At 70.6% G+C, this 19,290-nt stretch carries 20 protein-coding genes; 6 read left to right on the forward strand and 14 right to left on the reverse strand.

Translation table 11 applies throughout. The features are described 5' to 3' along the window. Positions 1 to 204: transposase (locus BCF74_RS05630; protein ID WP_177426635.1), on the reverse strand; the 204-nt coding region annotated here is incomplete at its 3' end. A gap of 109 nt (positions 205 to 313) precedes the next feature. On the opposite strand from BCF74_RS05630, the gene BCF74_RS05635 reads away from it, so the two are divergent. Continuing rightward, positions 314 to 1,687, forward strand: coding sequence for a glycoside hydrolase family 32 protein (locus BCF74_RS05635; protein WP_106296987.1), 1,374 nt, complete (start codon positions 314 to 316; stop codon positions 1,685 to 1,687). A 10-nt stretch (positions 1,688 to 1,697) separates the two neighbouring features. Here the strand turns inward: BCF74_RS05635 and BCF74_RS05640 are convergent, their stop codons facing one another. The 5 genes from BCF74_RS05640 to BCF74_RS05660 form a co-directional block, all read right to left on the reverse strand. Then, positions 1,698 to 2,729, reverse strand: coding sequence for a LacI family DNA-binding transcriptional regulator (locus BCF74_RS05640; protein WP_106296988.1), 1,032 nt, complete (start codon positions 2,727 to 2,729; stop codon positions 1,698 to 1,700). 101 nt (positions 2,730 to 2,830) lie between these two features. Then, positions 2,831 to 3,268, reverse strand: a complete 438-nt coding sequence (locus tag BCF74_RS05645) for a VOC family protein (protein WP_106296989.1) — start codon at positions 3,266 to 3,268, stop codon at positions 2,831 to 2,833. Between the two features lie 19 nt (positions 3,269 to 3,287). Further along, positions 3,288 to 4,187 carry a RecB family exonuclease gene (locus BCF74_RS05650; protein ID WP_106296990.1) on the reverse strand — a complete coding sequence of 300 codons (900 nt, stop codon included), beginning with the start codon at positions 4,185 to 4,187 and terminating at the stop codon, positions 3,288 to 3,290. 56 nt (positions 4,188 to 4,243) lie between these two features. Continuing rightward, positions 4,244 to 5,134: a formyltetrahydrofolate deformylase gene (gene purU / locus BCF74_RS05655; RefSeq protein ID WP_106296991.1), complete on the reverse strand. Its 891-nt coding sequence runs from the start codon at positions 5,132 to 5,134 to the stop codon at positions 4,244 to 4,246. Continuing rightward, the gene (locus tag BCF74_RS05660) at positions 5,131 to 6,003 is read right to left on the reverse strand and encodes a PHP domain-containing protein (protein ID WP_106296992.1); all 873 of its coding nucleotides are present in this window, start codon (positions 6,001 to 6,003) and stop codon (positions 5,131 to 5,133) included. The genes purU and BCF74_RS05660 overlap by 4 nt, the downstream gene beginning before the upstream one ends. Positions 6,004 to 6,121: 118 nt before the next feature. On the opposite strand from BCF74_RS05660, the gene BCF74_RS05665 reads away from it, so the two are divergent. After that, on the forward strand, positions 6,122 to 6,784 hold the full coding sequence (locus tag BCF74_RS05665; RefSeq protein WP_170070146.1) for a SigE family RNA polymerase sigma factor: 663 nt from the start codon (positions 6,122 to 6,124) through the stop codon (positions 6,782 to 6,784). 884 nt (positions 6,785 to 7,668) lie between these two features. Here the strand turns inward: BCF74_RS05665 and BCF74_RS05675 are convergent. Further along, the gene (locus BCF74_RS05675) at positions 7,669 to 8,082 is read right to left on the reverse strand and encodes a VOC family protein (RefSeq protein ID WP_106296995.1); all 414 of its coding nucleotides are present in this window, start codon (positions 8,080 to 8,082) and stop codon (positions 7,669 to 7,671) included. A gap of 124 nt (positions 8,083 to 8,206) precedes the next feature. Here BCF74_RS05675 and BCF74_RS05680 point away from each other — a divergent pair, with 124 nt between their 5' ends. Beyond that, on the forward strand, positions 8,207 to 8,719 hold the full coding sequence (locus tag BCF74_RS05680; RefSeq protein WP_106296996.1) for a SigE family RNA polymerase sigma factor: 513 nt from the start codon (positions 8,207 to 8,209) through the stop codon (positions 8,717 to 8,719). Next, positions 8,712 to 9,776 (forward strand): hypothetical protein, encoded by a 1,065-nt coding sequence (locus tag BCF74_RS05685; protein ID WP_106296997.1) that lies wholly within the window; start codon positions 8,712 to 8,714, stop codon positions 9,774 to 9,776. Before BCF74_RS05680 ends, BCF74_RS05685 begins: the two co-directional genes overlap by 8 nt. 83 nt (positions 9,777 to 9,859) lie before the next feature. Here BCF74_RS05685 and BCF74_RS05690 read toward each other — a convergent pair whose 3' ends face one another. The 3 genes from BCF74_RS05690 to BCF74_RS05700 form a co-directional block, all read right to left on the reverse strand. Next, a complete protein-coding gene (locus tag BCF74_RS05690) occupies positions 9,860 to 10,414 on the reverse strand; it encodes a MaoC family dehydratase (protein WP_177426636.1) in 555 nt (184 codons plus the stop codon). Positions 10,415 to 10,510: 96 nt separating this feature from the next. Further along, positions 10,511 to 11,518 (reverse strand): type IV toxin-antitoxin system AbiEi family antitoxin domain-containing protein, encoded by a 1,008-nt coding sequence (locus BCF74_RS05695; RefSeq protein ID WP_170070147.1) that lies wholly within the window; start codon positions 11,516 to 11,518, stop codon positions 10,511 to 10,513. 143 nt (positions 11,519 to 11,661) lie between these two features. Then, on the reverse strand, positions 11,662 to 12,720 hold the full coding sequence (locus BCF74_RS05700; RefSeq protein WP_106297000.1) for a DUF2332 domain-containing protein: 1,059 nt from the start codon (positions 12,718 to 12,720) through the stop codon (positions 11,662 to 11,664). Between the two features lie 18 nt (positions 12,721 to 12,738). On the opposite strand from BCF74_RS05700, the gene BCF74_RS05705 reads away from it, so the two are divergent. Beyond that, positions 12,739 to 14,232: an aminopeptidase P family protein gene (locus BCF74_RS05705; protein WP_106297001.1), complete on the forward strand. Its 1,494-nt coding sequence runs from the start codon at positions 12,739 to 12,741 to the stop codon at positions 14,230 to 14,232. A gap of 21 nt (positions 14,233 to 14,253) precedes the next feature. On the opposite strand, the gene BCF74_RS05710 is transcribed toward BCF74_RS05705, so the two are convergent. From BCF74_RS05710 to BCF74_RS05725, 4 genes are all read right to left on the reverse strand, one after another. Then, positions 14,254 to 15,003: a PIG-L deacetylase family protein gene (locus tag BCF74_RS05710; protein WP_106297002.1), complete on the reverse strand. Its 750-nt coding sequence runs from the start codon at positions 15,001 to 15,003 to the stop codon at positions 14,254 to 14,256. A 21-nt stretch (positions 15,004 to 15,024) separates the two neighbouring features. Then, entirely contained in the window at positions 15,025 to 15,741 is a 717-nt protein-coding gene (locus BCF74_RS05715) for a YflT domain-containing protein (protein WP_245889235.1), read from the reverse strand. 82 nt (positions 15,742 to 15,823) lie between these two features. Next, the gene (locus tag BCF74_RS05720) at positions 15,824 to 17,038 is read right to left on the reverse strand and encodes an acyl-CoA dehydrogenase family protein (protein WP_106297003.1); all 1,215 of its coding nucleotides are present in this window, start codon (positions 17,036 to 17,038) and stop codon (positions 15,824 to 15,826) included. 181 nt (positions 17,039 to 17,219) lie between these two features. Then, positions 17,220 to 18,143: a S1 family serine peptidase gene (locus BCF74_RS05725; RefSeq protein ID WP_106297004.1), complete on the reverse strand. Its 924-nt coding sequence runs from the start codon at positions 18,141 to 18,143 to the stop codon at positions 17,220 to 17,222. Positions 18,144 to 18,409: 266 nt separating this feature from the next. Between BCF74_RS05725 and BCF74_RS05730 the strand changes: the two genes are divergently transcribed. Beyond that, positions 18,410 to 19,270, forward strand: a complete 861-nt coding sequence (locus BCF74_RS05730; RefSeq protein WP_106297005.1) for a serine protein kinase RIO — start codon at positions 18,410 to 18,412, stop codon at positions 19,268 to 19,270. The last annotated feature ends 20 nt before the right edge of the window (positions 19,271 to 19,290 follow it).

Here is a 19,290-nt window from a genome sequence, read left to right on the forward strand (position 1 = left end):
CAGGTCCCGGTGCCGGTACCCGTTGCGGCTATTGGTGCGGTCCGGGCTACGGGTGCCGTACTCGGCACCGCACACGCTATCGGCCTGCGCCGACAGCAGCGCGTTGATGAACGTGGTCAGCAGATCGCGCATCAGGTCCGGGCTGGCCTGGGCGAGCTGGTCGTGCAGGAAGACGGCAGGGTCGATACTGGTGTTCGCGGTCATCGCGATGCTCCATTCGAGAGTGCTGTGAGAGGTTCACTCGAAGGATCACGCGGTGACCGCACCTACGTGCGTAGGGACACGCTCACCGGTGTCGTCGTACACCAACCCTATGGACTCAACTCACCTCTACTACCTGTACAACGCCGACCACCCCGAGGGGAACGGCACCGCATGGTTCCACGCGACCTCGACCGATCTCGTGAGCTGGCGGGACGAGGGCGTCGCCATTAACAAGTACACGAACGGGCTCGGCGACATCCAGACCGGAAGCGTGGTCGTCGACACCGCGAACACGGCGGGCTTCGGCGCCGGGGCGGTCGTCGCTCTCGCCACCCAGCAGGACGACGGCGTGCAGCGTCAGTCGCTCTTCCATTCCGCCGACGGCGGCTACACGTTCCGTGGGCACGCCGGCAACCCGGTCATGGACCACCCCGGCTCGAAGGACTGGCGCGACCCGAAGGTCATGTGGGACGCGCGACGCTCCCAATGGGTGATGGCTCTCGCGGAGGGCCACAAGATCGGCTTCTACACCTCCGCGAACCTCACCTCGTGGACCTACCGTTCGGGCTTCGAGCGCGACGACCTCGGCCTCCTCGAGTGTCCCGAGCTGTTCGAGATGTCGGTCGACGGCGACCCCCGGCGCACGACGTGGGTCCTCGGGACCAGCGCGAACGGCTCCTCACGCGGTCGGACCACGGGGTACGCCTACTGGACGGGCTCGTGGGACGGAACGCGCTTCGCCCCGACCGACCCCGAACCGTCGTGGCTGGACTCGGGTCCGGACTTCTACGCCGCCATGACGTGGGACGACCCCCACGCCTCCGACGACGAGCGCCTGGCCACGCGATACGCACTGGGATGGATGAACAACTGGGCGTATGCCGGTGAGCTGCCCCTTCGCGAGTGGTCCGGAGGACAGCTGTCGGTGACACGCGAGATCACCTTGGCCGGCAGGCCGGACGGGCCACCCCAGCTCAGGTCGCGGCCCGTCGCGGCGCTGGACCGGCTGGAGGGCACTCCACGAGAGGTCACACCCTCGATGACGGCCACTCCCGACGACCCGGCCGGTATCGACCTGCCCGCCGCGGCCCATCGCCTGCGACTCACCGTGGCAGCCGACCAGCGGGAACCCGCGCGCCAGGTGCACCTCCAGCTCGCCGACGACGTGACGTTCACCGTCGACCTCGAGCGGCGCACCGCGTCCCTCGTGCGTCGCACCCTGCCCGGCTCCGACCTACCGGAGAGCTATGCCCAGCTGCTGACCGACACCGTGACGGTGCCCTCGGACGGGGTCCGGCTCGACATCCTCATCGACCGCATGTCGGTCGAGGTCTTCGTGGGCGGCGGTGAACGCACCTTCAGCGCACTCTCGTTCGGCGCGACCGGTCCCAGCCGGGTGCGCATCGACGCCGTGGGAGGCACGGCACGGCTGGATGACGTCACGCTCACCCCGATGGCGGCGGCGCCACCACAGCGACGGTGATCGGAGCCGGTCAGTCGCGGGGGGCCGCCACGGAGTCGCGGACGACGAGCTCGCCCGGCATGGCGAGGTGCTCCGGCACGAGGTCGGGCTCGTCGAGGGACCGGAGGAGCCGCTCGACGGCCCACCGCCCCATGCGGTGGTGCGGAAGTCCGACGGTGGTCAGGCCGGGCACGAGCGCGCCCGCGACGATGGCCAGGTTGTTGACCCCGACGATGGAGACGTCGCCGGGGACGGAAAGCCCCAGGGCGGCGGCCGCCTGGTAGGCACCCATGGCCATCTGGTCGTTGAAGCAGAAGAGTGCCGTCGGTCGCTCCGGCGCCGACAGCAGGCGGTGTGCCACCGTGCGCCCGCCCTGCGCGTCCGCGTTGGCACGAGCCACCCAGCCCCGCGGCAGCTCCACCCGCGCGTGTCGCAGCGCCTCACGGAACCCCTTCTCGCGCAACGGAACTGCGGTCGCATCATTCGTCTGCGACGCCGAGACGAAGGCGATCCGACGATGTCCGTGCTCGAGGAGGTGCTCGACCGCCACGCTGGCGATCTGGCGCTCGTCCGGGACGACCGAGCTCTGCTTCGGGTCGGTGCCGTGGGCGTCGAGGAGGATCGTGGGGACGTTGGCCAGGGAGCCGGGGATGGTGAGCTCGCGGTGGTACATCCCCGCATAGAGCACGCCGTCGACCCGGTGGTCGAGCAGGTAGCGCACCTGCTGCTCACGCACGACCTCGTCACCTCCCGGGTCGAGGGCGACGACGATGCAGCCGTGCTCGGCGGCAGCCGTCTGTGCCCCGAGCACCATCCGGCTGGTGTGCGGGGTGGTGACGATGTCGTCGCCGAGGAGGCCGATGAGCTGCGAGCGCTGCCCCCGGAGGCCACGGGCGTGCGGGTCCGGCCGGTAGTCGAGTCGGGCCACCTCGGCCATGATCCGCTCTCGGGTGGCGGCCTTGACGGAGCGGGACCCGCTCAGGGCGTGCGAGACCGTCGTCACCGACACCCCGGCAGCGGCGGCAACCTCGCGGATCCCCACTCGAGACTGCTTGCGCTCCACCCGGCCAGTCTAGGAGGTAGGCCGCGAGCGTCGGGCCGTCGCCGATGGCACGCCATCCGGCCGACTCGCCGCGACGCCGGCCATGACCATGGTCGAGGCGGTCAGACCGGGTCGCCGCCACCGGGCAGCACGCTCTGCCCGATCGGTCCGGGGTTCCACGCGACCTCCCACCGGAAGCCGTCGGGATCGGCGAAGTAGCCCGTGTAGCCGCCCCACTCGCGCGCGGTGCCCTCGGACACCTCGGTCGCACCTGCCGCGCGCGCGGCGGAGAGCACGGCGTCGACGGTGGCGCGCTCGGCGACGTTGTGCGACAGCGTCATCGGGACGACCCCCGGCCCCGACTGCGCCGTGGCCCCGACCTCGGCCTCGAAGTGGGCGCGGTCCCACAACGCGAGGACGAGGAGCGGACCGGCTCGGAACATGACGACCTCGTCGGGGTCCTCGAACTCCGGTCGCCACCCGAGCCCGTCGACGTAGAACCGCCGCGAGGCTGCGAGGTCGCGCACGGCCAAGGTCACGAACGAGACGCGCTGCTCCATACGGCCCATGCGACCAGTCCTACTCCACCTCGACGGCCGCGACCACCGTCCCGTCCATCGCGGCACCGTCCTCGAGCGCAGCCCAGCTCGACTTCTCCGGTCCGGCCGCCTGACCCTCGGGGCAGTGCTCGCGGAAGTCGCACCACGAGCACAGCGGCCCGACGACCGGCGGGAACAGCGCGGACTCGATGCCGCGCTCGGCGAAGTCGTCGTCGGCGCGCTGCGCGTCGCGAGCGAGCGACTTGGCCTCGTCGACCTTGCGGGTCAGCGACTCCGGGGTGTGCGTGTGCCTGACGACCTCGCCGGACGGCACGTGGTGCAGCTCGACCCGCAGGCAGGGGTGACGGAACATCTTCCACACCGCCGCGGCATACAGCGCCAGCGGCAGCGAGGTGCGCGCCTCCTCCTCGGTCGAGGGCCGACGGCTCGTCTTGTAGTCGACGACGACGAGCTCGCCGTCGCGCTCGTCCAGGCGATCCACCCGGCCGGTGACGCGCAGGGCACCGGACACGAAGGACACCGTCCGCTCGATCCCGCGCGGTTCGACCTCGGGGTCGACGCCCTCGAGGTAGGCGGCAACGTGGTCCTGGGCCCGCCGGCGCCACAGCCCCGACTGGTCCGGGTCACGGAACCCCACGTCGATCCACGTGGAGCGCACCAGCTCGCGCCCGGCCGGGACGGTGCGCCGGGCCACCGGCAGGTCCCACCAGTCGCGCAGGGCGTTGTGCACGGCCAGGCCGAACGAGGTGTGCGCCCGCTGTGGACGCGCCTGCGGCCGCGGACGGTCGAGGTACTGCATCCGGTAGCGACGCGGGCAGTCGAGGAGCGCGAGCAGGCGCGACGGGCTCGCGGCGTACAGCTTCGGCGGCATGCCCGCGAACTCGTCTTGCACCGGTCGTCCGGCACTCCCCTCGCTCATCGGGCCAACCTAGCGAGAGCCACCGACACCGCCGCCCGGCGACACCCGGACGGCACTCAGCTGAAGACGATGGTGCGGTCGCCGCTGAGCAGGATCCGGCTCTCGCAGTGCCACTTCACCGCCCGCGCGAAGACCCGCGACTCGACCTCCTCGCCCGCGGCGACGAGGTCCTCGGCGCCCATGCGGTGGTCGACCCGCTGGATGTCCTGCTCGATGATCGGGCCCTCGTCGAGGTCGGCGGTCACGTAGTGCGCGGTGGCGCCGATGACCTTCACGCCACGCTCGTACGCCTGGTGGTAGGGCTTGGCGCCCTTGAAGCTCGGCAGGAACGAGTGGTGGATGTTGATGACCCGCCCGCCGAGGTCGCGGCAGAGGTCGTCCGAGAGCACCTGCATGTAGCGGGCGAGGGTGATGAGCTCGACGTCGTGCTCGGCGACGAGCTCGCGCAGCCGCGCCTCCGCCTCGGCCTTGGTGTCGCGCGTGACCGGCACGTGGTGGAAGGGGATGCCGTAGGAGCGCGCCATCGGCTCGAGGTCGGTGTGGTTGCTGACGATCCCGACGATGTCGGCGTTGATCTGCCCGGACTTCCAGCGGAAGAGCAGGTCGTTGAGGACGTGCCCGAACTTGCTGACCATGACGAGCATCCGGTAGGCCGTGAGGGCCTTGCGCAGCTCCCAGTCCATCTCGAACTCGGTTGCGACAGAATCGAACTCGCGCTTCCACTGCTCGACGTCGACGTCGGCCGTCCCGGTGTCGAACCGCACCCGCATGAAGTAGCGCCCGGTGCGGTGGTCGCTGAACTGCTGGCTCTCCTCGATGTTCGCCTCGCGCTCGAAGAGGTGCTGGCTCACGGCCGCGACGATCCCGGGACGGTCGGGGCAGGACAGGGTGAGGACGAGATCGCCCTCGTCCTCGGGGTTGACGCGTCGCGTGACGCCGTCGCTCATCGCCGGACCTTCCTCACCGAGCCACCCTCTCCGATCACCTTCACGCCGTGGGACTGCTCGACGATACGTGACCACTCGCGCGGCTCGGTCGTGTGCTCACCGAGGCGGTTGAGCTTGCCCGTCCCGTGGTAGTCGCTGCTCCCCGTGACGATCAGCCCGTGTCGGCCGGCGAGCCGCAGGGCGCGCTCGGTGTCCTCCAGTGAGTGGTCGCGGTGCCGGGCCTCGAGGCCGGCGAGCCCCGCGGCCGCGAGCTCCGCGACGAGCTCGTCGGTGACCTCCGCACCGCGGACCGCGAACGGGTGGGCGAGGACCGGCACGCCGCCCGCCCCGCGCACGAGCGTGATGGCCGCGACCGGGTCGGGGGCGTAGTGCCCCACGTAGTACGGGCTCCCGTCATGGAGCATCGTCGCGAACGCCTCGTCCCGCGTCCCGACGACGCCCTTGGCGACGAGCGCGTCGGCGATGTGCGGGCGGCCCAGCGTCGCCCCGGGTGCGACCTGCGCGCGCACCTCCTCGATCGTCACTGGTATGCCGTCCGCGGCCATCCGTCCGACCATGCGGTCCATCCGGGTCACCCGGCTGTCACGGGCCCGGGCGAGCTCGATCGCGAGCCGCGGGTCGTCGGTGTTCGGCAGGTAGCCGAGGAGGTGCAGGCTGCGGTGGCCCCGGCTCGTCGAGATCTCGATGCCCCGGACCAGCGCAACGCCTTCGCGCACCGCGGCCTCGCCCGCCTCCTCCCACCCCGCCGTCGTGTCGTGGTCGGTGAGCGCGATCATCGACAGACCCGCGGCGGCGGCCTCGGCGACGAGCTCGGCGGGGGCCTGGGTCCCGTCGCTCGCGCTCGAGTGCGTGTGCAGGTCGATCGTCACGCTCGTAGCGTAAGCGCGCGGGCGGGCGCGACCCGGGAGGCCGCAGCAGGCTGACAACCTTTCGGGCCGGACGTCCGTATCAGGGGCGTCCGGTTCGATCATGCAGGAAGGTGGCCACGTGCGTTCACGCGACGACGGGTCGTTCGAGGCGTTCATGCGCTCGAGCTCACCGAGGCTGCTGCGCCTCGCGTGGCTACTCACCGGTGGCGCCTCGAGCGCCGAGGACCTCGTGCAGGAGACGCTCGAGCGCGTCTACGTGGCCTGGCCCCGGATCGACGCCGGCGGCACACACAACTACGCGCGCCGCGTCCTGCTCAACCTGCACACCGACTCGCACCGACGCACCTGGCGCGAGTCCGTCACCGACGAGCTGCCGGAGGGATCCCAGCCCGACCGCTCCGAGCAGGTCGTCCTCGCCGACCACCTCACGACGGCCCTGGCCGAGCTCCCGCTGCGCGAACGCCAGTGCGTCATCCTGCGTCACCACAGCGACCTCTCCGAGCGCGACGTCGCCGACCTCCTCAACATCAGCACCGGCACCGTGAAGTCGTCCACGTCACGCGGCCTCGCGCCTGCGCTCCCTCCTCGTGCCCGAAGGAGACCGTCATGTCTGACCTGCGTTCCTCCGATCCACTGTTCGAGCTGCTGGCCGCTCCCCCGTCGCCGCCGATGTCGGTCGACGAGGGTGCCGTGTATGCCGGTGGGCGCCGCCGCCTACGCCGCCGCGCCCTGCGCCGCACCGCCGGAGGTGTCGGGGCTCTCGCCGCCGCAGCAGCCGTGACGTTCGCCGTGGTCGGTCCCGGTGTGCGTGACGAGACTCTCCCTGCCGGACCGAGCCCCACTGCCTCTGCGTCGAAGCAGGTCTCCGCGACGGTCTTCGACGGCGCGTATGCCGTCGAAGTCACCCAGAGTGCCGATGCGGGTCCGGCGGATGTCGCCTTCTACCGGATCGACGGCTCCGCGCGCGTGCGTGTGGGTGAGGCGCGTGTGCAACCGAATGTCGTTGCGCTACAAGCCATCCCCGGGACGGGAGTTCTTCTCGGCACTGCTCCCGACACCCTGAGCAAGAGCATCGTCCACGCACCTGAGAGCACGTCCGGGATGGAGACGGACACCGCTGTCCTGCCGGGCACGGACTACGAGGTTCTTGCCGTGCGGTTCGAGGACCCGACCGAGGCCTCCACCTATGTCGACACCCTGTGGATGGATGGCGAGGGTGTCGTGCGTGACGCTGCTGGTGTGACTGCCAACAGCGTGCGTATCGACGACCAGGACACCTTCTTCCTCGGTGGGCGCTCACAGGTCGTCGGGGTCTTCACTCCGGACAATGCCGTGCTGCAGCAGCGCGGCACGGACGCGGCCACCACGCTCGGGATCGGCAAGAGCATGCCCCAAGGGTCGAACAGCTGGCGCAGCTACACCCTGCTCACCGAGGGTGCTCGGGACGTGAAGCTCACCTGGCAGAACGCCGACTACCAGTCAGACGTCGTCCTCAAGAACCTCCCCGGCCCGCTCGGGACGGTCGCCATGGCGGATGGCGTCTCCGAGGGCGGCGGCGACTGGCCGACGGTCACGCAGCTGAGCTGGACGGACCCCGATGGCACACGGCATACGCAACCGGTGAACTAGCCTGCGCGAGAACGGAGCTCGCGCGACGGCATACGCTCAGTCGACGAGGTGCGCGTACGGGTCCGGGCGCTCGGACTCGCTGCGCAACACGCAGAACTCGTTGCCCTCGGGGTCGCGCATCGTTACCCAGCCGGTCCCCTCGCCGTAGATGCCGCGATGGTCCTCGTGGACGGTCGCGCCGTGGTCGAGGAGCCGGTCGACCTCCTCGTCGCGGGTCCGGTCGGTCGGCACGAGGTCGAGGTGGATGCGGTTCTTGACCCGCTTGGCCTCCGGCACCTCGATGAAGAGCAGCCGCTGCCGCCCGCCCGGCGCGAAGATCATGCACTCCTCGTGACCGGGCTCGTTGGGGTCCTCCGGGTCCTGCGACCAGCCGAGCACCTCGGCCCACCAGACGGACTGGGCGTGGGCGTCGCGGGAGTCGACCGTGGTGTGCGAGATGCGGGACGTCATGGGTCCAGCCTTGCAGGCCGGGCTGTGCGCGCGTGACCGGGTCGTCTCCTGATCGCGGCCGGACTCAACCTTTGACCGTCCTGCTCCGTTGAGGGGGTGCACGATGACCACGAGGAGGGGTGCGATGAGCAGGATGTACGACGAGGAGTTCGCGACGTTCGCCGCAGGGGCGACGCCGCGGCTGCTGCGGTCGGCCTGGCTCATCTGCGGCGACGCGACCGAGGCCGAGGACCTCGTGCAGTCCGCGATGCTCAAGGTCTACCTGCGCTGGGGCCGGCTGCGGACGCGACAACCGATTGCCTACGCCCGCAAGTGCATCCTCAACGACCACATCGACGAGCACCGCCGTCGACGGCGTGAGTCGCCGGTCCGGCAGCTCCCCGAGACCGCCCACCACGACGCCGAACCCGAGGACACCGACCACGTCGTCCGCCTGCTCGCCGCGCTCCCCCAACGGGAACGCCAGGTCGTTGTCATGCGCCATTACGCCGGGCTGAGCGAGGCCGAGGTCGCCGACCTCCTCGACGTCAGCGTCGGCACCGTCAAGAGCAGCGCCTCGCGCGGGCTCGCCAAGCTGCGCGAGACCCTCATCGCCACGGGGGACGTGGCGACCACGAAGGAGGACCACCATGCCTGACCACGACCACGACCACGACCTCGACGACATCCACGACCTGCTCGTGCGCGCACCCATGCCGGACCTGCACTACGACCTCGCACAGACGCTGCGAGCCGGTCGGCGCGTCCGGATGCGCCGACGACTCGCCGCGGGCGGGGCCGGTCTCGCAGCCCTCGCTGCGGTGGCGGTCGGGTTCACCGCCCTCGGTGGTCTGCCCGAGCGCGAGACCCGTCCCGCCGGCACCGGACCGACCGTCGGCGTCAGCGCTCCCGTCTCGGCCGAGCTCCTCGACTACCGCTACGCAGTCGAGCTCAGGCCGGGCCCGGACGGTGCCGGGCCGACCGTGGTCTCGTACTCCGTCGAGGGCGGCAAGCGCACCGAGCTGTCCCGCTGGACCGCCCCGACCGACGAGAAGGTGTCGCTCCGCCCGTCGCCCGACGGCACCGTCCTGCTCGGCATCGCGCCGGCCTGGGCCCGGACCTTCACGCTCGTCACGGCCGACGGGGCCCCCGCCTCCGCCGGGGCGCAGCAGGCCCGCCCCCTTGACGGCACCGACTTCCAGGCGGTCGGGTTCCGGCTGGGCGGCGGTGTGAAGGCCGATGCGCTCGACGTCATCTGGAGCGACGACGACGGCGCCTATGACGCCAAGGGCGACGCGCTGCCGTCCACGCTCGATGCCGCCACCGGTACCCGGCTCATTCTCGACCCCACCCGGCGGCTCATCCTGTCCGAACGCCTCGACGGCCGCGAGAGGTCGATCTCCACCTATCCCGCCGGCTCCACACCGTGGAACGCCGACGGCTTGGACCAGCGCGCGACCTCGGTCCAGGTCTCGGCCGCGACGTTCGCCCTCCCCACCAAGGGCCAGACGCCACGCAACGTCGTCGTGCGCTGGAGCACCGGCGAGACCGGACCCGCCGTCATCGTGGGGGCGCCCGGCGAGTGGACCTTCGTCGCGGGCGTGCGCGAGCGTCCGGACACCCCGCCGAAGGGGCAGGTGTTCCCCACCGCCGTCGAGTGGACCGACTCCTCCGGGACCCGCCGGAGCGAGCCGGTGAAGGCTCCCACGAACTGAGGCGCGAGTACCGCACAAGGCAAGCGGGCGGCATACCGAACGATCTCGGTATGCCGCCCGCTCGCCTTGCGGGAGAAGGAGACTCAGCCCTCGGCGGGCTCCTCCGGCGTGGCGTCGGGGCCGGGCCAGTTCTTGTCCGGCTGCGGGGTCGGACGGCCCGGCTGCTCGCCGCCGCGCGCCTCGAGGTAGTTCGCCTTCGGCACCATGACCTTGCGGCGGAAGATGCAGACGACCTTGCCGTCCTGGTTGTAGCCGATCGTCTCGACGTGGACGACGCCGCGGTCGTCCTTGCTGCTGCTCTCCCACTTGTCGAGGACACGCGTCTCGCCGTAGAGGGTGTCGCCGTGGAAGGTCGGCGCGACGTGCCGCAGGCTCTCGATCTCGAGGTTGGCGATGGCCTTGCCGCTGATGTCGGGCACGCTCATGCCGAGCAGGATCGAGTAGACGTAGTTGCCGACGACGACGTTCTTGCCGAACTGGGTCGTCTCCTCGGCGTAGTTGCTGTCGAGGTGCAGCGGGTGGTGGTTCATCGTGAGGAGGCAGAAGAGGTGGTCGTCGTACTCGGTGACCGTCTTCCCGGGCCAGTGCTTGTAGGTCGCGCCGACCTCGAACTCTTCGTAGCTGCGTCCGAACTGCATGCCGCCCATCCTTGCGTGCGGGGTGGTGTCGCGCAGCCCGTATGCCGCGTGCGATCCCTCACAAGTCCACCCCCGGGCTGAGCCGCACTTTGCGCGTCATGACGCAGTTCTTCCTGCGCCCTGACGCGCAATCTGCGCCCTGGCCTGACGCATCTTCTCGGCGACCCGTTCGGGGTTCTCGAGATCGGACCACACGAGACGCACAACGATCAGCCCCATGGCGCGCAGCCGGTCCTCGCGCCGCTTCTCAGCGACCAGCGCAGCCCGCCCCTCAGCACCTTCGTACTTCACCGAACCGTCGAACTCGACGACGATCTTGTTGTCGACGAAGAAGTCCACGCGGGCCACGAACCCGTTCACGTCGCTGAGCGCCACCTGACTGCGCGGCGCGTAGCCGAGGTCCTGCAGCAGCAGTCGGGTGCGTGTCTCACCCGGAGACTCGCACTTGGGGTCGGCCCGCTTCACGAGCTGTTGAAGGTGCCATGCCTGCCGCGGGGTTGCCGGGACGAGCCCGGACGCCACGGCCGAGTTCACCTCATCGAGGGTGGTGACCTTCCGGTGCAACGCAGCATCCAACGTCACCAGGCCCACCACGTGCCCGCTGGAGACACAGAGCTGCACCACGGCATACGCAACGCTCACTGCCCGAACACCGTCGACGGACGTCACCACTCCCGCACGCTCGTCGAGGACGGCCTCCGTCGGGACGTGATCCGACGGAGGCTGTGCCTCGGGCAGCCTCAGGTGTGGCAGGAGTGTGAGCCCGGTATGGGTCCGCACCCGGTTGACGTCACCGTGCAGGGTGACCTTGTCCATGGAGACTCCCCACAGCTCAAGACCGTGCAGGGCAACGGCGCTGGGGCCTGCGGCAATGGCTCCGGGACGGCCGATCATCACGGCGCGGGTGCGCAGGATCAGACGCGCCATGGCATCGGCCTCGCCCCACACCTCGGTGAGCACGTACGCCCCTTGGCGGACTCGGACGGCATCGCCCGACCCCACCAGTCGGGTGAGATCTCGAGTGGTGAGGCCGTAAGTACGGGCCTGTCCTGCCGCGAAGACCCCACCCTGGGCTCGGGCCAACGTCAGAAGTCCGATATCCATACTGGGAAGCGTGCCCGATGTCGCGACACCGGCCGCAACGTTTTCCACAGCAGGGCCCGGGCGCAGATTGCGCCCCATGGCGCAGCTATATCCGCGTCATCGCGCGCAATCTGCGCCCTGGTCAGCGCACGCGGCGCGCCCGGTCAGGTGAGTTCGACGGGGACGCCGTGGTAGTGGCAGCGGGCGACGAGCTCGCCGTCGACCTCGATCGTGACCGGCAGCCCGTCGCCGGGGTCGAGGCCCACCGCGCGCGGGTCCTCCATGGCGACGTGTGCGACCGGTCCCCGCGAGCGGGCCTCTGCGACAAGGGCATCCACCCGCCGCGTCTCCTCAGCGGGCCAGTACTGCCGGGTGATCGACTGCCACACGACCGTCAGCACACCAGGCTCGACGACCTCACCCCGAGCACCGTCCGGGCCGGCCGCCCCGCCGAGCTGCGCCTCGAGCCAGTCCGCGGCACCCGCACGGTCGACGATGACCGGCTCGACCCGGGCCACCTCGAGCGCAGCCGACAGCCGCTCGTGCCGCCCGACCTGCGAGGGCCACACGAACGAGCGCAGCAGCACCGCCCCCTCCTCGCTCGCGGCATCTATCGGCAGCAGGTCACAGCCACGCCGGGACACGACCTCCACGGCCGGCGGCGCGAACCCGGCAAGCCCGAGCCCATCCATCACCAGGGGCGAGCCCACCGGCCCCCACGACCAGCCGTCGCCCACGAAGCGGAACCGGTCCAGCAGGAGGTTCAGCCCCGCCGACGCGCCCGGCTCCAGCAGCCGGACCCGCGAAAGACCATGTGCGCGAACGGCATACGACAACCCGACGAGCAGGGCGATGCTTCGCCCGGGGTCGTTGGTCTGCGGGTGAGCGGCCAGCCCCTCCCGCACGCGAGGCGCCCACCGACGCAGAACCGGCTCGGCCACCGCCCACACACCCTCGGGCGCGGCCGTCCCCCCGAGACAGGGATAGAACGGCTCCAGCTCCGGCGCATCCCCCGTCAGCACGACCCGGAAGAGCGAGGCCAGGAACCGCAGGTGGATCATGTCCGCCGCCGCATCGTCCTCGTGCCCGGCGAGGATCTCGCGCATCACTCCGCCAGCGGCCCAGTCGTCGCTCGCGCCGTCGAGCAACGCGGCATACAACGGATCCGGGTGCTCGCTGTGGCGCAGCCGCTCGCCGAGGTCGGCTCCGTCGAAGGCAGTCATGCGTGCCACCATAGGTGGGTGAGCGAAGAGCAGAAGCAGGCCGAGAACCGCGCCCGTCCCACGACCGATGAGCTCCGCACCTTCATCCGCGAGGACTGGGCCGACCGTCGACCGCAGTCCGAGGGTGAGGCAGCCGTCGCTCCGTATGCCGCGGCGCGCCGCGAGAAGGTCAGCGAGCTCTTCCCGGGTGAGCGACTCATCGTCCCCGCCGGCGGCCTCAAGGTCCGCAGCAACGACACCGACTACGTCTTCCGCCCGCACAGCGCCTTCGCACACCTCACCGGACTCGGCGCCGACCGCGAGCCGGACGCCGTCCTCGTCCTCGAGCCCACCGACGAGGGACACGAGGCGATCCTCTACTTCCGCCCGCTCGGCGAGCGCGAGAGCGACGAGTTCTTCGCCGACACCCGCTACGGCGAGTTCTGGGTCGGCGCCCGCCCGAGCCTCGAGGACGTCGAGCGCGAGCTCGGCCTCACCGCCCGCCACATCGACGAGTTCGAGGCCGCTGCAGCCAAGGACGCCGGCGAGATCACCGTGCGCCTCGTGCGCGACGCGGAGGCCGAGCTCACCGCCCGCCTCGACACCGCCCGCGTCGAGAACGGCGCGAGCGCCGAGTCGCTGCAGGAGGCCGACGACGAGCTCGCCCGCGAGCTGTCCCTGCTCCGCATGGTCAAGGACGAGTACGAGGTCGAGCAGATGCGGGCCGCCGTCGATGCGACCAAGGTCGGCTTCGAGGCCGTCATCGCCGGGCTCGCGCAGGCCGTCGAGGGCGGCCGCGGCGAGCGCTGGATCGAGGGCGTCTTCGGCCTGCATGCCCGCCACCAAGGCAACGGGGTCGGCTACGACTCCATCTGCGCCGCCGGCGACCACGCCAACACGCTGCACTGGATCAAGAACACCGGCGACGTCGCCGACGGCGAGCTCGTCCTGCTCGACGCGGGCGTCGAGGTCGACAGCCTCTACACCGCCGACATCACTCGCACCCTCCCGGTGACCGGCACCTTCTCGGAAGCGCAGCGCGAGATCTACGACGCTGTGTATGCCGCGCAGCAGGCCGGTCTCGAGGCCGCCCGCCCGGGCAACAAGTTCTCCGACATCCACGCCGCCGCCATCCGGGTCATCGCCGAGCACCTGTACGCATGGGGGCTGCTGCCCGAGGGCGTGACCGTCGAGGACACCCTCGACGCCGACCACGGCCAGTACCACCGCCGCTGGATGGTGCACGGCACGTCGCACCACCTCGGCATCGACGTCCACGACTGCGCCCTCGCGACCCGCGCCGACTACATGGACGCCGAGCTCACGCCCGGCATGGTCCTCACCGTCGAGCCGGGGCTCTACTTCAAGGCCGACGACCTCAAGGCGCCCGAGCGCTTCCGCGGTATCGGCGTGCGCATCGAGGACGACATCGTCATCACCGAGGACGGCCACGAGAACCTCTCGGAGGCCATGCCGCGCGCGAGTGCCGACGTCGAGGCCTGGATCGCGGACATCCGCGCGAAGCGGTCCTGACCTCGCCGCTCCAGCGGGCGGTCAGCCGCGCCGGTTGACCACATCGAGGACCAGGGCGTGCGAGACCCCATGCGCCCCAACCTTTTTCGCCCCCTCCTCGAGGATCATTGGCACGAGCTGGTCGGGCTTGGGGAAGGTGTCCGGGAGCGCCGAGTTGTATGCCGTGTGCGCCTCGAGCGAGGCGACCGCCACGTCGACGTGGTCGGACACGTCGACGTAGTGCGTGGGCGTCATCGTGCCCGTGAACGCAAGCAGCCCGACGTGCCACGGTTCGAAGCCCTCATCCACGAGCTCGGGGAAGATCCACCGGTTCCCGGCGTCGGCCACGGCGTCCGCGCAGGCGAGGCCGACGGCCCGGTGGTCGGCCTGGTTGAGCCAGCCCTCGAACCGGGTGCCGTAGTCGCCGGTGATGACGAGCTCCGGCCTGCGCCGCCGGATCTCGCGCGCGATGTCGCGGCGGAGGGTGAGGCCGTACTCGACCATGCCGTCCCGGTGGTCACCGAAGTCGACCTCGTCGACACCGACGACGGCCGCGCTCGCACGCTCCTCCGCCTCGCGGACCGGACCCGCCTCCGCCGGTGACATGGTGTCGATACCGGCTTCGCCACGGGTGAGCAGGAAGTACGTCACGGTGACACCCGCGGCGGTCCATCGCGCCACCGCGGCAGCCGTGCCGTACTCAATGTCGTCAGGGTGAGCGACGACGCACAGGACCGAGGAGAAGTCCTCGGTCAGTGGCTCGAGCGAGGCGGCGGGAGCAGTGGCGTCCATGCTCCCGAGGCTAGACCCCGCTCAGCCCGCCGGAGGCGGGTTCGGACCCGCCGGGTCGGCGGGGTTCGCCGGCGGCACCGGGCTGCCCGCGGCCGACTGCCCGAAACCCTGCTGGGGCTGGCCATGGCCCTGCTGCGCCTGCCCGTAACCCGGCTGCGGCTGGCCGTAACCCTGCTGGGACTGCTGCTGGACCACGGCCTCGTCACGCATCCGCTGTGCCTGGGCCTGCGCCGCCGCCATCGGGTCCATCTTGGCGAGCAGCTCGCGCCCCGCTGTCGCGTGCTTGTGCTCGGTGAGCACCTCGTACTTCGTCGCGACGACCTGCGTGATGGACGTGAAGTCGCGCTGGCCGCCGGTGAACGAGTAGCCGACGAGCGCCCAAATGGCGCCGAACACGGCACCGAAGATCACCGTCGTGACGACGGTGACCATGGCGGACCCGCTCTGGTCGAAGAGGGCGAAGATGATGCCGATGAGCAGACCCAGCCAGGCACCGGACAGCAGGCCGCCGACGAGCACCCGTCCACGCGTCAGCCGGCCGGTGACCCGCTCGAGCTGCTTGAGGTCGGTGCCGACGATGAGGACGTCGCGCACCGGGAACTCGTTGTCGGACAGGTAGTCCACGGCCTTCTGCGCCGCGGCATACGTGTCGTAGACCCCGAGGCTCATCGGGTACTGCAGGGACAGGACCTGGGCGGCAGCCGCCGGCCCGAGGCCACGCGTCGGTTGGGTGCTCATGCCCACAGTCTCCCACCCGAAGACTGGAGATGCCCTGTGTGCCGGCTGTCCGGCATACCGGGCATCCCTGACGACAACGCGCTCAGCGCTTCGCGGCGTAGTCCTCGAGGAGGCGGCGACCGATGATCATCTTCTGGATCTCGGCGGTGCCCTCACCGATGAGCAGCATCGGCGCCTCGCGGTAGAGGCGCTCGATCTCGTACTCCTTGGAGTAGCCGTAGCCGCCGTGGATGCGGAAGGACTGCTCGACGACGTCGGCGCAGTACTCGGCGGCGAGGTACTTCGCCATGCCGGCCTCGAGGTCGTTGCGCTTGCCGGCGTCCTTGAGGCGCGCGGCCTTGACCATCATCTGGTGCGCGGCCTCGACCTTGGTCGCCATGTCGGCGAGACGGAAGAGGATCGCCTGGTGCTGCGCGATCGGCTTGCCGAAGGTCTCGCGCTGCTGCGCGTAGGCGATGCCGAGCTCGAACGCGCGCCGCGACACCCCGCACGCGCGGGCGGCGACGTTGACTCGGCCGACCTCGACGCCGTCCATCATCTGGTAGAAGCCCTTGCCGGGGACCCCGGCGAGGATCTGCGCGGACGTCGTCTCGTGGCCCTCGAGGACGAGCTCGGTCGTGTCGACGCCCTTGTAGCCCATCTTCTCGATCTTGCCGGGCACGGTGACGCCCTGCGCGGTCTGGCCGAAGCCGGGCTCCTTCTCGACGAGGAAGGTCGTCATGTTCTTGTAAGGGCTGTCGGACTCGCCGAGGTCGGTCTTGACGAGCACGGCGACGAGGTTGGCCGAGCCGCCGTTGGTGAGCCACATCTTCTGCGCGTTGACGGTCCACTTCTGGTCAGCGCCATCGCCCTCTCCGGCAATGGCTTTGGACGTGATGGCGGCGACGTCGGACCCAAGCCCGGGCTCGCTCATCGAGAAGGCGCCGCGGATCTCGCCGGTCGCCATCTTCGGCAGGTAGCGCTGCTTCTGCTCCTCGGTGCCGTGCTGCAGCAGCATGTAGGCGACGATGAAGTGCGTGTTGATGATCCCACTCACCGACATCCAGCCGCGCGCGATCTCCTCGACGCACAGGGCGTAGGTCAGCAGCGACTCGCCGAGCCCGCCGTACTCCTCGGGGATCATCAGCCCGAAGATCCCCATCTCCTTCATTCCCTCGACGATCTCCGTGGGGTACTCGTCGGCGTGCTCAAGCTCCTGCGCGACGGGGATGATCTGCTCGTCGACGAACTGCCGGACGAGCTTGATCAGCTCGCTCTGCTCGTCGGTGAGGCCGTCGGTGCTCTGGAGCCGGGACATGCGTGAATGCCGCCTTCGCGTGGGGATACAGGGTTCTTTCGAGTATGCCGTCCGCGCACCGTCGCTCCCACCGCTCACCTGCGTGATTCCCCCCACCTCACGGAGGCCCCGGCGCCGTGCACGACGGTGAGCCGGTATGCCGTGGCGCGCCACGGCATACCGGCTCACCGGGTCGCTGGGGTCAGGGCAGGTCGACGTAGGGCGCGAGGAACTCGCGCGCGCCCTCGGTGTCGAGGCGGTACACGACGTTCGTGGCGTAGCACGGGCCGTCACCGGTGATGGTCGTCGCCGCGAGGACGAGCTGGCCGTCGATCTCGACGTAGTTCGGGCCGCCGGAGTCGCCGTAGCAGGCGCCGCCGTAGCCGCGCGCCGCGATCATGCCGAGGCGCACCCACGTCGGGTTGAGCGCGTTGAAGTCGACGAGGGCCTTCATGCGGACGCCGCCGCCGGGGTGGGTCTGGCCGCCCGGGCCGCGGACGGCCTCGCTCGTGCCGTAGCCCACGACCCACCAGTCGGCGGCGTCGAGGGCGCGGCTGCCGAGCTCGTCGAGCTGGCCGAGCGTCGGCAGCGTCGCGGGCGTGAAGTCCCAGACGTCCTGCGGCGTCGTGTCCCACTGGGCGAAGTCGATGACGGCGATGTCCTGGCTGTCGGAGCCGTTGCCGGGGTACTCCGGGTCCTGGTGAGGCGTGCCCTCGACGATCCAGCCCTGGTCGAGGAAGTACTGGACCTTGGTCGCGAGGTAGGTCTCGAGCTCGGCCGGGTCGGTCGGCACCGGCCCGTTCTCCTTGTCATAGGCGTCGAGCAGGCCCTGGAAGTCCTCCTCGAGGCTCACGAAGTAGCGGTCGTCGGGCAGCCCGCCGTCGGTGCAGTGCGCCGCCGTGAGGAAGGTGTCGTCGTCGACCATCGTGCCGGTGCAGTACCAGCGGAAGCGGTCGAGGTAGCCGTCACCGTCACGGTCGTAGAAGCCGACGAGGGCACCGACCTCGGTGCGCTCGGGCGCCGGCTCGGCGTTGTAGCTGTTGATGGCGCCTGCCGGCGACGCACCCACGAGGGTGGTCAGGGCGAGCGCCAGGCCGGCCAAGCCGGCGAGGAAGGAACGACGCATCGTTGGGTCTCCTGTGGTCGGGACGGGCCTGGTCGGCCCCATTTCGGCAGGGTACCTACGACCGCCGACATCGACGCGGACCGCAGCGGGGGAAATCGCGAGCAACCGGCGTCCGAGAATTCGGTGGCGCAACGCCCGCGACTGCTGTCACGCTGGGACGCACCGCACGGCATACGGCCGTGCCCTGACTTCGAGGAGGCGTGACATGTCGACGACTGTCCCGGGCCTTTCCCGCGCCCACATCCTTCTCACCACGGAGTCAGACAATGACCTTCCACGAAGCCGCGGCGCAGTCGCCGCTCTTCGCCAGCGTCACCCGGCCCGACGACCCGCCTGAGGGCGATCGCTGGTCCACCTGGGACGGCGCCACGCACGGCCCCTCCCCGCGACCCGACTGGGTCATCACCGAGCTCGGCGCCGTCGAGTCCGACCTCGGCATCCTCAAGACCGGCAAGGAGGCCGACGTCCACCTCGTGCGGCGCTGGCTGCCCGACGGCACGTCCTCGCCGCCGCGCGACAGCCTGCTCGCGGCCAAGCGCTACCGCGGCGCCGAGAACCGGCTCTTCCACCGCGACGGCGGCTACCTCGAGGGCCGGCGCGTCCGCAAGAGCCGTGAGACACGGGCCATGGCGCGGCGCACCGAGTTCGGGCGCGCCCTCATCGCCGGGCAGTGGGCCGGGGCGGAGTTCGGCGCGCTCGGCCGGCTGTGGGAGCTCGGCCTGCCGGTCCCCTACCCGGTCCAGCTGAACGAGGCCGAGATGCTCATGGAGTTCGTCACCGACGACCCCGCGAGCGGCTCGGCGGCACCGCGCCTCGTCCAGACCAGGCCGGGCCCCGACCTGCTCGCCGAGCTCTTCGAGCAGTTCCGCGACGTCGTCCTCACCCTCGCCGGCGAGGGCTGGGCGCACGGCGACCTCTCGCCCTACAACGTCCTCGTCCGCGGCGAGCGGCTCGTCGTCATCGACTGGCCGCAGATCGTCGACGTCGTCGGCAACCCGCACGGGTTCGAGTTCCTCGAGCGCGACGTGCGGGTCATGTGCGACTGGTTCGTCCGCCGCGGGCTCGACGTCGACGCGGACTCGCTCTTCGGCGACGTCGCCGCGCAAGCAGCGGGCTCGACCTGGTGAGCCGTATGCCGTGAGCCGGC

The organism is Knoellia remsis (assembly GCF_003002895.1).
GTDB classification, from domain to species: domain Bacteria; phylum Actinomycetota; class Actinomycetes; order Actinomycetales; family Dermatophilaceae; genus Knoellia; species Knoellia remsis.